This is a genomic window from Amycolatopsis sp. NPDC051102, assembly GCF_040682815.1.
Lineage (GTDB): Bacteria > Actinomycetota > Actinomycetes > Mycobacteriales > Pseudonocardiaceae > Amycolatopsis.
The window spans coordinates 116556-130663 of sequence record NZ_JBFBBT010000007.1 but is presented as its reverse complement, the minus strand read 5'-3'; the positions used below and the strand labels follow the sequence as shown (position 1 = coordinate 130663).

Sequence of the window (14108 nt, the reverse complement as noted above, 5' to 3'; positions counted from 1 at the left end):
TGTTTCTGGCGGTATTGGATGAACTCTCGGCGGGAAACGTGCCTCGAGTTAGCTCCCACGGAGGAAGACGGCGATGACCGAGACAACAGGGACCGACGTCCCGGCGCACCGGTACACGGCCGCGCTGGCGGGGCAGATCGAGCAGCGCTGGCAGGACCACTGGGCCGACCAGGGCACCTTCCACGCGCCCAACCCCGTCGGGCCGCTCGCCGTCGAGGGGCAGCCGGTGCCCAGCGACAAGCTGTTCGTCCAGGACATGTTCCCGTACCCGTCGGGCTCCGGCCTGCACGTCGGGCACCCGCTGGGCTTCATCAGCACCGACGTCTTCGCCCGGTACCACCGGATGATCGGGCGCAACGTGCTGCACACGATGGGCTTCGACGCGTTCGGCCTGCCGGCCGAGCAGTACGCCGTCCAGACCGGGCAGCACCCGCGCAAGACGACCGAGGAGAACATCCGGACCTACCTGCGCCAGATCCGGCGCCTGGGCCTGGGCCACGACGAACGCCGTCGGATCTCCACGATCGACCCCGAGTACTACCGCTGGACCCAGTGGATCTTCCTGCAGATCTTCAACAGCTGGTACGACACCGAAGCGGGCAAGGCGCGGCCGATCGCCGAGCTGGAGGCCGCGTTCGCCGACGGCTCGCGGCCGACGCCGGACGGCCGCGACTGGGCCGCGCTGAGCGCGTCCGAGCGGAAGAAGGTGATCGACGACCACCGGCTGGTGTACATCTCCGAAGCGCCGGTCAACTGGTGCCCGGGCCTGGGCACGGTCTTGTCGAACGAAGAGGTCACCGCCGACGGCCGCAGCGAGCGCGGCAACTTCCCGGTCTTCCGCCGCAACCTGCGGCAGTGGATGATGCGGATCACCGCGTACGCCGACCGCCTGGTCGATGACCTGGACCTGCTGGACTGGCCGGAGAAGGTCAAGTCCATGCAGCGGAACTGGATCGGCCGCTCGCACGGCGCCCGCGTCACCTTCACCTCCGGCGAAGACGGCATCGAGGTCTTCACGACCCGGCCGGACACGCTGTTCGGCGCCACCTACATGGTGCTGGCGCCGGAACACCCGCTGGTCGACAAGCTGACGGCCGGCGCGTGGCCCGCCGACGTCGATTCCCGCTGGACCGGCGGCGCGGAGACGCCCGCCGAGGCGATCAAGGAGTACCGCGTCGCCGCGTCGCGGAAGTCCGAGCTGGACCGGCAGGAGAACAAGGAGAAGACCGGCGTCTTCACCGGTGCGTACGCGACGAACCCGGTCAACGACAAGCAGATCCCGATCTTCGTCGCCGACTACGTGCTGATGGGCTACGGCACCGGCGCGATCATGGCCGTGCCCGGCCAGGACGTCCGCGACTGGGAGTTCGCCGAGAAGTTCGGCCTGGAGATCATCCGGACCGTGCAGCCCTCGGAAGGCTTCGACGGCAAGGCGTTCACCGGTGACGGCCCGGCGATCAACTCGGGCTTCCTGGACGGCATGGACGTCGCCGAGGCCAAGAAGACGATGATCGACTGGCTGTCGGAGAAGGGCGCCGGCACCGGCACCGTGCAGTACAAGCTGCGCGACTGGCTGTTCTCGCGCCAGCGCTACTGGGGCGAGCCGTTCCCGGTGGTCTACGACGAGAACGGCGAAGTGCACGCCGTGCCCGAGTCGATGCTGCCGATCGAGCTGCCCGAGGTCGCCGACTACTCGCCGGTGACGTTCGACCCGGAGGACCGCGACTCGATGCCGTCGTCGCCGCTGGCGCGCGCGACGGACTGGGTCGAGGTCGAGCTGGACCTGGGCGACGGCCCGAAGAAGTACCGCCGCGACATCAACACGATGCCGAACTGGGCGGGTTCGTGCTGGTACCAGCTGCGCTACGTGGACCCGACGAACAGCGAGACGTTCTGCGCGCCGGAGAACGAGCAGTACTGGTTGGGCCCGCGGCCCGGCGAGCACGGCGCGGACGACACCGGCGGCGTCGACCTGTACGTCGGCGGCGTCGAGCACGCGGTGCTGCACCTGCTGTACTCGCGGTTCTGGCACAAGGTGCTGTTCGACCTGGGCCACGTCAGCTCCAAGGAGCCGTACCGGAAGCTGTTCAACCAGGGCTACATCGAGGCGTACGCGTACACGGACTCGCGCGGTGTCTACGTCCCGGCCGAGCAGGTCGAGGAGCGCGACGGGAAGTACTTCTTCAACGACGAAGAGGTCACCCAGGAGTACGGCAAGATGGGCAAGAGCCTGAAGAACGTCGTCACGCCGGACGAGATGGCCGAGAACTACGGTGCCGACACGTTCCGGTTCTACGAGATGGCGATGGGCCCGCTGGCCATGTCGCGCCCGTGGGCGACCAAGGACGTCGTGGGCGCGCACCGGTTCCTGCAGCGGCTGTGGCGCCTGGTCGTCGACGAGGAGACCGGCGAGCTGCGGGTGTCCGCCGACGAGGCCACGGACGCCGACCGGAAGGTGCTGCACCGCACGGTCGCCGGCGTCCGCGAGGACTACGCGGAGATGCGGTTCAACACGGCCGGCGCGAAGCTGATCGAGCTGAACAACCACGTCACGAAGGTGTACGGCGCGGCCGCGTCGACACCTCGTGAGCTGGCCGAACCGCTGGTGCTGATGCTGGCGCCGCTGGCCCCGCACCTGGCGGAGGAGCTGTGGCACCGGCTGGGCCACGCGGACTCGCTGGTGCAGGGCCCGTTCCCGGTGGTGGACGAGAAGTACCTGGTCGAGGACTCGGTCGAGTACCCGATCCAGGTCAACGGCAAGGTCCGGTCCCGGGTGACGGTCGCGGCTTCCGCGTCTCAGGACGAGGTGCAGGCCGCGGCGCTGGCGGACGAGAAGGTCGCGGCGATGGTCGGCGACGGCTCGCCCCGCAAGGTCATCGTGGTCCCGGGGCGGCTGGTCAACATCGTCCTCTAACGCCGCGTCGGAAAGCCGCCGGTAGTTCGCGGGCGTTCCCGATTTGATTGAGCAGTCAACGAAAACGGCTCGATCGAAGGAGAACCGGGAATGACCCTCGACGGCAAGGTGGCCCTGGTGACGGGCGGCAGCCGCGGCATCGGCGCGGCCACGGCTCTGCGGCTCGCCGAGGACGGCGCGGACGTCGCGCTGACGTACGTGCACAACGCCGAGCGGGCGGCCGAGGTGGTCGACAAGATCAAGGCCCTCGGCCGCCGCGCGTTGGCCATCCAGGCGGATTCGGCGGACGCGGCGGCGGTTTCGGCCGCCGTTTCGGCTGTGGTGGCGGAGTTCGGCCGGCTGGACGTGCTGGTGAACAACGCGGGCGTCGGGTTCGTGGGCGCTTTCGGCGAAACTTCGCTGGAAGACGTCGACCGCGTGCTGGCGGTGAACGTCCGCGGGGTCTTCGCGACGACGCAGGCGGCGGCCGGCGTGCTGAGCGACGGCGGCCGCGTGATCACGATCGGCAGCTGCGTCACGGACCGCGTGCCCGGCCCGGGCATGGCGCTGTACGCGACCAGCAAGGCGGCGATGGTCGGCCTGACCAAGGCGCTGGCGCGGGAGCTGGCCTCGCGCGGCATCACGGTCAACCTGGTCCACCCCGGCCCGACGGACACGGACATGAACCCGGCCGACGGCCCGTACGCGGCGGACCAGGCCGCGATGACGGCGTCCGGCCGCTACGGACAGCCGGCCGAGGTGGCCGCGGCGGTGTCCTACCTGGCTTCCGCGGGCGCCGAATACGTGACGGCCGCGGTCCTCTCGGTGGACGGCGGCCACGCGGCTTAGCCGGAGTACAGCCCGATCTCCCGGGCGAGGTCGATGAGCATGGCCTCGAACAGGACGTCCGGCTTCGACATGGGGATCGGGTAGTTGCCGAAGACCTCGAGCGTGACGTGCCCGTAGAGCCGGGCCCAGAACTGGATCATCAGGTACGTCACGCCGAGGTCGATCTTCTCCACCGGCACACCCTGATCGGACTCGGCGAGCACGGCGACCAGCGACTCCTGGAAGGTCTGCAGGTCGTCACGCAGCTCGTCCGGAACGCCGCTGGCCGAGGGCAGCACGATGTCGTGCCGCGCGAGCACCCGCCCGGCGGCGGCGAGGAAGATCCGCCCGAACGGCTCGTCGACCCGGCTCAGCGCACTCCCGGACGTCGACCCGACCCCGCCCGTCGGCGACGCGAAGACCAGCGTGAATTCTTTCGTGTGGGTGAGCGCCCACCGCCGGAAACCCTTGCAGATGGCGAACAGCTGCAGCACACCGTCTTCCGGCAGCTCGGCGATCTCCTCGGCGAGCTCGTCCGCCAAGTCGGCGCAGACGTCCAGCCGCAGGTTCTCGACCAGGTCGTCCCGCGACTCGTAGTACCGGTACAGCGCGGGCGCGGTGATCCCCAGCTCCCGCGCGATGGCACGCAGGGTGACCGCCTCCGGCCCCTGCTCGACGAGCAGTTTCCGGGCGGTCCGCCGGATGTCCTGTTCGGTAGCCGCACGCGCGCGACCCCTCCGCGTGGGGTGGCTCATCCGAACAGTCTAGGTGTTTGGTACGACAGATATTGCATCAACGCGATGTCGGCCGTAACGAAAAGTGCAGCTCAGACGCGCGCCTTGAGGTTGGTCAGCACGGTGTCGGCCACACCCCGCCCGAGCTGACAGGCGTCCTTACCGGCCTGGACCGCGGAGTCGCCGATGCTCAGCGAGACGGAGTAGGTGAGATCGTCCGCGACGCCGACGACGATCACGCAGGCGCGGTTGTCTGTGGTTCCGGCGTCCACGTAACCCACCGCCGGATAGCCCTGGATCGGCTCCAGGTCGTCCACCCACCGCTTGGCCTTCGGCTTCACGTTTTTGTAGGCGAGGCTCAATCCTTGTCCGGACTTGGTGTCGTATCCGACCAGAATGCCGGCTGCCGTTCCCGAGGCGCTGGCCCAGTCGCACGTGAGGCCGAGTTCGGTGTCGCTCGTCTTCGGGGCGGTCGGTTGCCCGAGGTATCCCCTGAGTTGTTCGGCCGTCAGAGCCGAGTCGCAGGGGCTGCCTTCCAGTGCGGCCGCCGGCAGCGGGTTGCCTACCTTCGGCGCCCCGCTGTTCGGCAATTCCGCGCTGCTGGTCGATACGGGACCGGCCGTGCCGTTCGTCGGGGTCTTGCCGGTGCACGAGGTCAGCAACGCAGTTCCCAAGGTGACTGCAGTGGCGGCCAGGAGAACATGACGCCTCATTCGAGCGACCCCTTGATCGTTTTGGTCGAGTCTGCTGCTTGCTGATCCGCGGCCTCGGTGATGCCGAGTGCTTGCTGCAACTTCTGGATCAACTCCGTGAGGTAATCGAACTGGTAGTGCAGGTGGCCTTCGTAGTACGCAGCTGCCTCGTTGACGCCGTTCGGGCCGTTCACCGCCGCTTGGCTGACCGGTTCTTCTGCCGGCGGCTTCGCCATCAACAAGTACCGTGCCTTTCGCAACTGCTCGGCCAGTGTTTCACGTTGATTCTTGGCCTTTTCGAGCATCGTGCGCATTTCGGCCGAGCTCATCGCGAACCCCTGCCCACCAGCGGGCTGCGATCCCCCGCTCGGCAGGTCCGTGGCCCAGAAACCGATCCCGCTGAAGATCGAGTTCGTCATCGTCCTCCCCCCAACCCGTTCAGGGTCGCGTACAGCACATCCGTCAGCGCACCCCGGGTCCCCGGCTGGAAGCTGACCATCCGTTCCCGCCCCGGGTACACGTACGTCAGCACCCGCCCGGTCCCGGCGATGTCCACGGCGGTGATCGGCGCGCTGCGAACACCCCGCTTGAGCGCGTAGCACTGGTGTAGCCCCGTCCGGCGGGCGGCCATCAGCCGGCGGGCCCAGGGCAGCGGGTCGCGCTCCCGGTCGGTGGTCGGGTCGTCGAGATCGTACGACTGCTCCTCCGCGCGGCCCGAGAACCGCGCCTCCGGGATCGACACCGCCGAAATCCGGGCCGGTGGCACCGGTGGCAGCACGTCCACCAGGGACTCCGCGATCCGTGACGGCTCCACGACGTCGATCCGGACGTCGTCGTCCTTGCGGATCAGGCGGAGCGCGTCGGGGCCGTCGGCGGAGACGAGGGCCGCGCCTGATTCGTCCGCTTCGATGTCGCCCAGCCACGCCGTGAACTCGTGGGCGCCGTTCGCGAGGACACGCAGGACGTCGCGGAACTCCCGCGTCAACGTGCCGCCCGTCGCGAGGCGAAGCGACGTCAGGACGTCGAGGACCTTCGCGTCGAGCCTTTTGCGGGTCTCGTCGCCGAGCCAGAGGTTGGCGGCGCCGAGGACGGCGGGCGGTGGGCCGTGCCGTTCCCACTCCCACGCGGTGAGCAGGGCGGCCTTGGGCAAGAAGATCACAGCCCGATCACCGGGGGCACCGTCCGCTCGTCGGACCCGCCGAAGATGCTCTCCGGATCCGCTTCCACCAGGTAGGACGCGCGCTGGTGCTCCGCGTCCTCCTCACCCTTGCCGCCCTTGGCGCCTTGCCCCATGCCGCCCATCCCCGGCGAGCCCGGCTTGCCCGCCGTGCCGCCGCGGACCCCGCCGGCCGCGCCGGGACGTCCTTCGCCCGGGACGGCCGCTCCGGTGGCCGCGCCCGGACCGCGGGCACCCGCGCCGCTCGCGCCGGACGACGACCCCGGCCCGAACCCGCCGCCGACACCGGGGCCGAAGCCGCCGGGACCCGAACCAGGCCCGAAGCCGCCGGGACCGGAACCGGGGCCGAAGCCGCCCGGGCCCGTCCCCGGTGGCTGGTAGCCCGGCGGGAACTGCGTCGACGGCGGCACGTAACTCTGCGCGCGAACGCTGTCGTCCACGCCTGGCGTGTGCCATCCCGGTGGCGTGACCTGCCCGGGTGGCGGGACCTGCCCCGGCGGTGTCACCTGCCCCGGCGGTGGCGGCGCGACCGGCGGGTGGACCGCCGGCGGCGGCTGGACCTGCGCCCCGATCGGCCGGTGGTCGTCGCCACCGGTCCGCGTCGTCCTTTTGGACGGCGGCTCGACCGGCTTCTTCGGGTCCTGCACGGTGAAGTCGCCGCCGGTGTACTCGCGGAGCTGGCCGTAGTCGGTCGTCCGGGCCGCGGTGTTCGAGCTGGACTGCTGCGAGTACGCGTTGTACCGCTCGACGTTCTCCTGGGCCTTCCGGTTGTACTGGTTGATCTTGTCTTCGGTGTCGGTGTCCCACGGCGTCACGACGTCCCACGCGCTGCGCGTCGGCGGCTGGTCGGTGACGTCCGGGTGCAGTGAGTTCTTCAGCTGGTGGAACTGGTCGATCTGCGCCTGGGCCAGTGTCGAGTTGCGATCCAGTGTCGTGGACGCCGAAGCCGCCGACGCAGTCAACGGCTGGAGCCGCTCCCGGGCCGCGTCCGACGCGCCGCCGGTCCACGCGGACTCGAGGCCGGCGGTCAGTTCGCGCGTGCCCTGCTCGAGCCGGCGCTGGTAATCCGACTGTTCGACGCCCGCCTGGTGCACCTGCTGCAGCGACTCGGTGCCCGGGCCGTTCAGCACGGCCCTGACCAGCTGCCCCGGCGACAACCCCGCGGCCTGCGGGTTGTCCGCACCGGTCCCGGTCTGCGACGCGACGTACGCACCGGCGACCGCGCCGACCGGTCCGCCCGCGACCAGGCCGACGCCCGCGCCGGTCAGTACCTTGCCGAGACCGTCGGCGCCCGACTCCACGGTGCGCGCGATCTCCGACCCGACGTGCTTGGCAGCGTCGAGCATGTCACCGAACAACCCCACCGAACCGCGCTCCCCTCGCGTTCGATCTCCCCTCTTGCGTCACGGACAATACGCCATCGGTTACCGGCTGTACGAAGAATGGACCAGTTCAGGGCGGCAGGAACGACGGGGCCTTCGTCACACCGCGCGAAAACGCCGATAACTGTCGGTGCGGTGTGCCACACTCGGTCGCCGTACGGCTACTGACGTGAACGGGGAGGTTCGCGTGACGAACCCTGAGCAGCTGATCGCGGACTTCGAGGCCCGGATGGCCGAGTCCCGGCGCAAGGCTGAGCTGATGGTCAGCGAGATCGAGGCGGTGACGGTCTCCGAGCGCAGCCGGGACGGCCAGATCGCCGTCGAGGTCGACCACGCCGGCAACCTGGTCGGGCTGACGATCGGTACGAGCGTGCGTGACAAACCGGATCTGGCCGAGGAAATCCTCCGCACGGTCAAGGCCGCGCAGAGCAAGCTCGCCACGGCGGTGCAGGCGGGTGTCGCCCACCCGGTCGGCCCGGAAGTGATGAACGAGCTGGTCAGCCGCCTCGAGCGGCAGTTCCCCGAGCCCGAGCCGGAGGGGTTCGCCGCACCACCAGCGCCGCCGGCGGACGACGGCGCCCGGTTCGTCCCCGAAGCCGAGCGCAGACTGCCGCCGTCTCCGAAGCCGCCGCGGCCCGCTCGCCCGGCAGCGGAGGAAGGCCACGACGACGACTACTTCGGCGACGGCGACTACCTGCGCTGACGCGCGGAAAGGGGGGAGGGAACCATGACCGGACCAGGCGGCCCCGGCTTCGCGGTCGACCCACAGGAGCTGCGGAAACACCGGGAGAACATCGAGGCGATCACCGACCGGATCGACAAGTGCAAGGAAGCCGCCCGCGCGACCGAGCACCCCGAAGCGTTCGGTCTGCTCGGTATCCCGCTCGCGGCGATCTGCGCGTTTGCCCAGCAGGTGGCGGAGATGGCGATCGAATCGGCGTCGACGTCGTCGTACGACCACTCGGCGCGCATCCAGCTGTGGGAGCAGCTGAAGGAAGCCGACGAGGCGGAGTTCAAGGACCTGTTCAAGGTGGAGGACTGAGGCGTGGCCGACAACCCGTTGATCAAGACGGACGCGGCGGACGACCGCAGCGCGCTCGAAGGCGCCGGCCTCCTGCAGGACTTCTGGGACGCGGGCACCGCCGTCGCCGACGGCAACTGGGCCGAGGGCCTGGTGAACGCCGGGTTCGGCGCCACCGGCATCGTGGGCCTCGTCGCGGACCCGATCGGGACGCTCGCTTCCGCGGCCGTCGGCTGGGCGATGGAGTTCTTCCCGTGGTTGCGGGAGCCGCTCGACTGGCTCACCGGTGACCAGACCGCGTTGGAGAACATGGTCGGCACCTGGGAGAACGTCGGCAAAGAGCTGGAGAAGATCAGCACCGCCCTCCAGGACACCGTCAAGAAGGACAGCGCGACCTGGGAAGGCGCCTCGGCGGACGCCTATCGCGCCTTCGCCGAAGACCGCGCGGCGACGTACGCGGGCGTGGCGACCGGGGCCGATGCGATCTCGAAACTGGTTGAGATCTGCAAGACGATCCTGAGCGTCGTGCGCTCGATCGTGCGGGACCTGATCTCAGAATGCGTCGGCAAGCTGATCAGCATCGCCTGCCGGTATCCCGGTCCCGCGTTGCCCGCGGGCATGGCCACCGAAGGCACTGCGGAGGCGGTGAAGACCGGCAGCAAGTGCATGGAGTGGATCAAGAAGCTGGTCAAGGCCTTCAAGAAGGCGCAGGATCTCTTTCACCGCATCACCGGCATCTTCGGCCGGGTGCGGGACGTGCTGCGCAGGGGTGCCGAAAGGCTGCCCGGCCCGCTGCGGCGTGTCGGCGGCCTGCTCGAGTCGAAGGACGCGAAGTCCTTCGCCGACAAGGTGCGAGAAGGCCGGCCCAACCGGCGGACCTGGGGTCAAGTCGTTTCCTCGGAGCACTCCATCGGCGACAACCTCCGCGATGTCGGGCGGGAGTTCGCGGCCGACGCCCGGCGGGAGTTCGGCGACAAGTTCGGTCCGGAGTTCGGTGAGGAACTGGCGAAGGCGGTCAAGAAGGAGGCGGGCAAAGAGGTTCTGAAGCACGTGGCCGAGGGCTGGGACGGCGACGACGATGACGAGCCGCCGGAGAAGGAGACCGCGGCCGCGGCACCCCTCTTCGACAACCAGGGGGCTCGGCGCATCTCAGGTTCGATCGAGTGACCGCGCCGGAGAGCGGCCGCCTTGTCGTCGTCTCGCGGACGGCCGGGCGGCACTGGATCCTGGCCGCGGTACTCCTCGCCGTCGGCGCCGGAATCGTGTGGGCGGGCTTGTCGGCGTCCCAGCAGAGCCCGCGCGTGGCCGGCTGCGTCTTCGGCGGGGGGTTCGGGCTGATCGGGCTGATCTTGGTCTTCCGCTCGCTGCCGGAACCGGTGGTCGACGAACTGGTTCTCGACGCCTCCGGGATTTCGCGGATCATCGGCGGGGTCGTCTGGGCCGTGCGCTGGAACGAACTGGGAGCCGTCGCGGTTCCGGCGGAGCCTGGCGGCGACAAGTCGTTCCGGGTCGTGCTCGAGCCGGCCGACGCCCGGTTCGCAGAGCGCCACCAGGGCCTGACACCGGTGGCCGAGGGCGGGTTTCTCGTACCCGGAATCACCCTGTCGGTCACCGAAGCAGCCCGTGTCCGCGAGGTCGCCGGGAAGTACGCCGGCGTGACCGAACGGCCGGTCGCCGCGGTGCCGCCCGCACCATCGCCCCCGCTCACGCCCGGCCCGGCGCCCGAGCTGAACCACGTCAACATCCACGTCAACGGGTGGGATCGCCGCAGCGTGTGGCTTTTCGACTTCGCCATGGTGCTGCTCGGTGGCGTGGCATACGCGGGAGCCGAATTCTGGCCGTCCGGCTTCCTGCACACCGCCTGCCGGATCCTGCTGGGCGCCGTCGTCGTGCTCGCCGCCTTCGTCCACGCCGCCGAATACAACACCCAGAAGCGCGAGTCCCGAGTCGACCTGCGGCTCTCGAACACGGGCTTCCTGTGGGACACGTACTACCGGAAGCTCGAACTGAGCTGGCGCGAAGTCGCCGAACTGCGGTTGCTGGCAGGCGGTCACCTGGAATTCCGGCCGGCCGACCTCGATTTCCCGCTGCGCCACGGCGAGGCCGAGCGCCTCGCGCTGGGCGATGGCTGGTACCGCCTGCCGTGGCCGTTGAGCGCCGCGGCCGCGCGGAAGTTCAGCAAGTGCGCGCCCGCGGTGCTGCCCCGCGGCATCGTGTTGACCCTCGGGTGGGGCGGGGCGCCGCCGACGCCGATCACTCGGGGGGCTACGTGATCGACGCCGGCGACCCGATGCCCTGCCCGGCTTGCGCCGGTTGGGGCAACGTCATCACGTCTCCGCGATGACGCACCAGGAGAGCGGGACCGGGCCACGTAGTGACGGCCGGGGGACGGTCATCCCCCGATCGAGTGACGGGCTTCCGCTGCTCGCATGATTGTCGCACTCAGCCCCGGATAAGTTACAAAAACCTTCACTTTCCCTTCCTTGCCCGTGCTGGCCTGGTCCGCACGGCTTTCGTGGCACAGTGCCAGGCATGAACTCTGACGTGCTCGTTGTGGGATCCGCCAACGCCGACCTGGTCGTCGCGGTGGACCGGCGGCCGGGTGGCGGGGAGACCGTGCTCGGCGGGGACACCGTGCTCTCGCCGGGCGGCAAGGGCGCCAACACGGCGGTCGCCGCGGGGCGGCTCGGCGCGGACGTCGCGCTGCTGGGTGCCGTCGGCGACGACCCCTACGGCCGGCTGCTGCTCGACTCGCTCCGCGCCGCCGGCGTCGACACCGGCCTCGTGCGGACCAGCGACCGGCCGACCGGCATCGCCTACATCACCGTCACCCCGGACGGCGAGAACTCGATCCTCGTCTCCCCGGGCGCCAACTCCAGCGTGGAGCCCGCCGACGTCGAGGCCGTGTTCGACGGGGTCGAGGTCATGGTCGTTTCGCTGGAGGTGCCGCTGCCGACCGTCGAACACGCCGTCGCGCGCGCCGCCGAAAAGGGCGTGAAGGTGCTCCTGAACCTTTCGCCGGCGGCGAAGCTGTCCCCGGAGACGTTGGCCAAGCTCGACGTCCTGTTGGTCAACGAACACGAGGCCGCCTGGCTGACCGGTCCCGGCGCCGACTTCCGGGAACTGCTCGACCTCGGGCCGCGGACGGCCGTCGTCACGCTCGGGGCGGCCGGGGCCGTGGTCGTCGAGGCCGGTTCGGTGAGCCGGGTCGAGTCGCCGGCGGTCGAGGCCGTGGACACCACCGGAGCTGGGGACGCCTTCGCGGGCGCGCTCGCCGCGTCGCTCGCCGACGGCGCTGACCTGGTCTCGGCGGCGAAGCGGGCGGTGCGCGTCGCGGCGTTCAGCGTGACGCGGCGCGGCGCCCAGCCGTCCTACCCCACCGCCGCCGACCTGGGGGAATGATCAATCGCGGCCGGACCACGTCGCGATCATGCGGCTCGGCCGAGGCGTGGAGCCTCCGTCGTATGCTGGCCGGACGGCCGGTGCGCAGCCGAGACGAGCTGGCCGACGCCTGGGGGCACGAGGAGGTCCGGCCGGTGTTCGAACAGGTGCGTCAACGCGGTTTGTGCCCGCCACCACGAGATATCCGCACCTATCTGAGCTATGGTCTAGACCATGTCGTCTGAGCTTCTGTCCGGGGTCGCCGTCAGCCCCGGCCGTGCGAGTGGTCCCGTCGTTCGTGTCGCGGAGCCGCTCGGCGAGCCCGCAGCCACCCCGGCCCCGGCCGATCCGGCCGCCGAAGCCGCCCGGATCGCCCCCGCGGCCGCGATCGTCGCCGGCCGGCTGGAGAAGCAGGCCGAGACCGCGACCGGCGAAGCGGCGACCATCCTGATCACGACGGCCGCGATGGCCGCCGACCCGGCGCTGGCGTCGCAGGCCGAAACGCTGGTCAAGACGCAGGGGCTGCCCGCCGCGCGAGCCGTCTACCAGGCCGCCGAAGGCTTCGCCGAAGCCTTGGCCGCGGCCGGCGGGTACATGGCGGAGCGCGTCCGCGACGTCCGGGACGTTCGCGACCGGCTGATCGCCGAGCTGCTCGGGATCGCGCCGCCGGGGGTGCCCGAGCTGGCGTCGCCGAGCGTGCTGGTCGCGCGTGACCTCGCCCCGGCCGACACCGCGGGCCTCGACCCGGCGAAGGTGCTCGCCCTGGTGACCGAAGAGGGCGGCCCGACGAGCCACACGGCGATCCTGGCGCGTGCCCTCGGCATCCCGGCCGTCGTCGCGGTCCGCGGCCTGCTGGCCCTGGACGCGCAAGCGCTTGCGGTCGACGGCGACACGGGCGCGGTCGAGGTCGCGGACCCGTCGGCCCCGGTCGTCACGGCGACGGTGGCGCAGCTGGCCGAGTGGAACGGCACCGGCGCGACGGCCGACGGTCACCGCGTGAAGGTCTACGGCAACGTCGGCTCCCCGGCCGACGCGCAGGCCGCGGCCGACGCGGGCGCCGAAGGTGTCGGCCTGTTCCGCACCGAGTTCTGCTACCTCGACGCCTCGGACGAGCCGTCGGTGGCCGACCAGCGCGCCGCGTACACGGCGGTGCTCGCGCCGTTCGCGGGCAAGCCGGTGATCGTGCGGACCCTGGACGCGGGCGCCGACAAGCCGCTGGCCTTCCTGTCGCCGGACGCCGAGCTGAACCCGGCGCTCGGTGTCCGCGGGCTGCGCGTGGCGTTCGACCGCCCCGAGGTGCTGGACCGCCAGCTCGAGGCCATCGCGGGCGCCGCGGAGGACTCGGGCGCCGAGGTCTCGGTGATGGCCCCGATGGTCGCGACGGTCGAAGAGGCGGCGTGGTTCGCGGACCGCGTCCGCGCGGCGGGCATCAGCCGGGCGGGCGTGATGATCGAGATCCCGGCGGCGGCGCTGAGCGCCCGCGAGATCCTCGAAGCGGTGGACTTCGTCTCGGTCGGCACGAACGACCTGGCCCAGTACACGTTCGCGGCGGACCGCCAGCTCGGCGCGGTGGCCAAGCTCAACGACCCGTGGCAGCCGGGCCTGTTGCGCCTCCTGAAGCTGATCGGCGACGCGGCCAAGGCCACGGGCAAACCGGCAGGCGTCTGCGGCGAAGCGGCCGCCGACCCGCGGCTGGCGCTGGTCCTGACGGGCCTGGGCCTGACGAGCCTGTCGATGAACGCCCCGGCGATCCGCACGGTGGGAGCCAGCCTGGCGGCGACGAGCCTCGCGGAGTGCGAAGCCCTGGCGGAAGCGGCGTTGGCGACATCGGATCCGACGGCAGCCCGCGCGGCGGCCCGCCCCTGACGGCGCTGCCGGGCTGGGATGCGTCGGCGGTCGGCGACGGCTGGGTAGGCGCGCGGCTGTTCGTGGCCGGGTGACCTCGGGCGGCTCGGCGCCGCTTGTTGCGTGCGGGTTGGCAGGCCGCCGCTTCTATTCGA

The 14108-nt window shown here is 70.7% G+C and carries 13 protein-coding genes; 8 read left to right on the top strand and 5 right to left on the bottom strand.

Annotated features, from left to right (window positions below):
• Window positions 1-73: 73 nt before the first annotated feature.
• The gene (gene leuS / locus AB0M93_RS21460; RefSeq protein ID WP_364275930.1) at window positions 74-2914 is read left to right on the top strand and encodes a leucine--tRNA ligase; all 2841 of its coding nucleotides are present in this window, start codon (window positions 74-76) and stop codon (window positions 2912-2914) included.
• A 90-nt stretch (window positions 2915-3004) separates the two neighbouring features.
• Window positions 3005-3742, top strand: a complete 738-nt coding sequence (locus tag AB0M93_RS21455; protein ID WP_364275929.1) for an SDR family oxidoreductase — start codon at window positions 3005-3007, stop codon at window positions 3740-3742.
• Here the strand turns inward: AB0M93_RS21455 and AB0M93_RS21450 are convergent.
• The 5 genes from AB0M93_RS21450 to AB0M93_RS21430 all read right to left on the bottom strand — a co-directional run bounded on the left by AB0M93_RS21450 (window position 3739) and on the right by AB0M93_RS21430 (window position 7688).
• Window positions 3739-4476, bottom strand: a complete 738-nt coding sequence (locus AB0M93_RS21450; protein ID WP_364275928.1) for a TetR/AcrR family transcriptional regulator — start codon at window positions 4474-4476, stop codon at window positions 3739-3741. The genes AB0M93_RS21455 and AB0M93_RS21450 overlap by 4 nt on opposite strands.
• Before the next feature lie 71 nt (window positions 4477-4547).
• On the bottom strand, window positions 4548-5117 hold the full coding sequence (locus AB0M93_RS21445; protein WP_364275927.1) for a DUF3558 domain-containing protein: 570 nt from the start codon (window positions 5115-5117) through the stop codon (window positions 4548-4550).
• Window positions 5118-5164: 47 nt separating this feature from the next.
• A complete protein-coding gene (locus AB0M93_RS21440) occupies window positions 5165-5566 on the bottom strand; it encodes a hypothetical protein (RefSeq protein WP_364275926.1) in 402 nt (133 codons plus the stop codon).
• Window positions 5563-6306 carry an ESX secretion-associated protein EspG gene (locus tag AB0M93_RS21435; RefSeq protein WP_364275925.1) on the bottom strand — a complete coding sequence of 248 codons (744 nt, stop codon included), beginning with the start codon at window positions 6304-6306 and terminating at the stop codon, window positions 5563-5565. Before AB0M93_RS21435 ends, AB0M93_RS21440 begins: the two co-directional genes overlap by 4 nt.
• Window positions 6303-7688 carry a hypothetical protein gene (locus AB0M93_RS21430; RefSeq protein WP_364275924.1) on the bottom strand — a complete coding sequence of 462 codons (1386 nt, stop codon included), beginning with the start codon at window positions 7686-7688 and terminating at the stop codon, window positions 6303-6305. The genes AB0M93_RS21435 and AB0M93_RS21430 overlap by 4 nt, the downstream gene beginning before the upstream one ends.
• 205 nt (window positions 7689-7893) lie before the next feature.
• Here AB0M93_RS21430 and AB0M93_RS21425 point away from each other — a divergent pair, with 205 nt between their 5' ends.
• The 6 genes from AB0M93_RS21425 (at window position 7894) to ptsP (ending at window position 13974) form a co-directional block, all read left to right on the top strand.
• Complete coding sequence (locus tag AB0M93_RS21425) at window positions 7894-8409, top strand: YbaB/EbfC family nucleoid-associated protein (RefSeq protein WP_364275923.1); 516 nt, start codon at window positions 7894-7896, stop codon at window positions 8407-8409.
• Window positions 8410-8433: 24 nt separating this feature from the next.
• Window positions 8434-8748: a hypothetical protein gene (locus tag AB0M93_RS21420; RefSeq protein WP_364275922.1), complete on the top strand. Its 315-nt coding sequence runs from the start codon at window positions 8434-8436 to the stop codon at window positions 8746-8748.
• A 3-nt stretch (window positions 8749-8751) separates the two neighbouring features.
• Window positions 8752-9894 (top strand): hypothetical protein, encoded by a 1143-nt coding sequence (locus tag AB0M93_RS21415; RefSeq protein ID WP_364275921.1) that lies wholly within the window; start codon window positions 8752-8754, stop codon window positions 9892-9894.
• A complete protein-coding gene (locus AB0M93_RS21410) occupies window positions 9891-11000 on the top strand; it encodes a hypothetical protein (protein WP_364275920.1) in 1110 nt (369 codons plus the stop codon). The genes AB0M93_RS21415 and AB0M93_RS21410 overlap by 4 nt, the downstream gene beginning before the upstream one ends.
• A gap of 259 nt (window positions 11001-11259) precedes the next feature.
• Window positions 11260-12129, top strand: coding sequence for a ribokinase (locus tag AB0M93_RS21405; protein ID WP_364275919.1), 870 nt, complete (start codon window positions 11260-11262; stop codon window positions 12127-12129).
• Between the two features lie 213 nt (window positions 12130-12342).
• Window positions 12343-13974 (top strand): phosphoenolpyruvate--protein phosphotransferase, encoded by a 1632-nt coding sequence (ptsP, locus tag AB0M93_RS21400; protein ID WP_364275918.1) that lies wholly within the window; start codon window positions 12343-12345, stop codon window positions 13972-13974.
• The last annotated feature ends 134 nt before the right edge of the window (window positions 13975-14108 follow it).